This window comes from Paenibacillus popilliae ATCC 14706 (genome assembly GCF_000315235.1).
In the GTDB taxonomy this organism is placed as follows: domain Bacteria; phylum Bacillota; class Bacilli; order Paenibacillales; family Paenibacillaceae; genus Paenibacillus_B; species Paenibacillus_B popilliae.
The window spans coordinates 1-1,896 of sequence record NZ_BALG01000381.1 but is presented as its reverse complement, the minus strand read 5'-3'; the positions used below and the strand labels follow the sequence as shown (position 1 = coordinate 1,896).

The window sequence follows — 1,896 nt, the reverse complement described above, 5'->3', positions numbered from 1 at the left end:
CGTTAATCAACTTCCGACGATACCGAGTGAGGTCACGTAAATCCCGGATATCTTCCGGCGGCACGAAGCTCGCTTCGATCCATCCGCAGCGCAGAATTGAGCGATCCAGACCGCGTCTTTCATGTCTGTTTTTTTGCCTGGCACGTTTTTGATTCGCTGTGGATTCGCCAAGATGAGCTCAAATGAATCTTCCATTAGGTTCCATACCGGCTTCCAATATACGCCGGTACTCTCCATGGCGACATGCGTACATTCTCGCTCCAAAAGCCAGTTATGAAGGTGTAGCAATTCCTTGGTCGTTGTTCCCAATGTTTTGATTTCCTGCTTCGGTTTCTTGTCGAGAGATCCTGCCAATACACAGGCAACGACGGTCTCTTGGTGCACATCCAACCCTGCACACCGTTCCCATATCGCATCCATTCCAGCTTCACTCCCTTGCTTTGGATTGAACAGATCATGCAGCAACGAGAGGTGTACTTTTGTACACGTGCTCAGGGCAACAATCGGCGGTGCTCAAAGCTGCAATAGGCCCGTTTTCTGTACGGGATGTGGCTCGCCAAAAAGAATTCGACCTTTGATCTGCCTATCTTTATTTGCGCAGAAGAAGCTCAAATTTGCAACCCTCATTTTCATTCATCGTGGTGGCCGACAGGCCATGGGGGTTTTCTGTTCCTGAATAACGAAGTACATAGGCCACCTTTCTTCATTCTTCACACCGCTTCCCCCTGATGTTGGATTTACCAGTTCTATGATACCTTACTCAGTTTTGCAGCAGTTGCTTATGCAGTAAAAGTAGCCTGGTTTGATATGGAGTGATGGGCATGATAGGCTTGCTGGTCTCTGCGAAGCCTGTGGTCTCGCCCCTTCGCAGGGAATCATGCCCATAGAGGCTCCATGTCAAACCTATGCATAAACCTTACTTGTTGCTGTATATTGATAAAATTGCTTGGCTGCAAAACTCGGCACTTTTCGATTGCCAAAAACATGCCTTTTTTGCATCTGACTTCAGCATTTTTACGCTGCAATTCTAGACATTTTTAGTATGCAATAAACAGCGGGTGATGGATGCGGGGAGCATGTAAATGAGAGCGTGTACCCCTATAAAAAGAAACCTTGAAAGGCAAAAAAAATCAAGGTTCTTACTTTGTTAAATATCACGTACTTTGCATTTCCGTTTCTAGAATATTACACGATTCACAAAAATAGAAGTAAAGAAATGACTCTCCAAAATTAAAAGTAAAACCTTCGTAAACCAACCCCTCTGAGTCATAATCTTCGCTACAAATTGTTGCTACATATTCCATGATTTCATTACATCCATAACATTTTTTATGAATAGGTTCTGTTACAAAAAGTGGCTCATCCAAGATTCTACAAACATATTCCAAGCCTAAGGCTTCGAACACCCTGTCTGTATCTCCATCTATGGTTGGCATGTCAATCACTTGTAATTCTTCTAATTTCATTTTGGAGAACGGCAAAGGATAAGGAAGCCGGTCTTCTTCTTCGCTAATCCAGTTTTCCTTATCACTTTGTTTGATAATCGTAATGATTCTGGTTTGAGGTTCGATTTTAAAAACTTGAGCGGACCAATATGAAGAGCAATTTAAACAAGAGATCAGTGGAATACTATCTATTTTTCCATTCTCCAATTTTTTCAACTTGTTATCATTAAGATCAAAATTAAAAATTAAGTGCAGGTTAGTACCACAATTAGGACAAATTGGCGTTTGCCATGATTCACCACTAACTTTATAACCTTGTATTCTCATAGGATAGTGGGTGCTCCTTATTTTATTTTTTGACGGATTGTCAAGCCAAGTGCGACAGTTCCTCTGCAAAGGATTCGTGAGCGGACTTCCAGCCCAAACATTTTCGTGGTCGTTGATTGATCAG

1 protein-coding gene and 1 pseudogene are annotated in these 1,896 nt (G+C 42.5%); both read right to left on the bottom strand.

All coding sequences use genetic code 11. The annotated features are described in order from the left end of the window. A pseudogene (locus tag PPOP_RS17530) lies at positions 1-420 on the bottom strand (IS110 family transposase); the annotation flags it as partial. A 734-nt stretch (positions 421-1,154) separates the two neighbouring features. Next, positions 1,155-1,772: a hypothetical protein gene (locus PPOP_RS17525; RefSeq protein WP_006288001.1), complete on the bottom strand. Its 618-nt coding sequence runs from the start codon at positions 1,770-1,772 to the stop codon at positions 1,155-1,157. Positions 1,773-1,896 lie beyond the last annotated feature (124 nt).

Excerpts from the sequence above, each read along its gene's own strand:
- PPOP_RS17525 (WP_006288001.1), bottom strand. The coding sequence starts at position 1,772 with ATGAGAATACAAGGTTATAAAGTTAGTGGTGAATCATGGCAAACGCCA.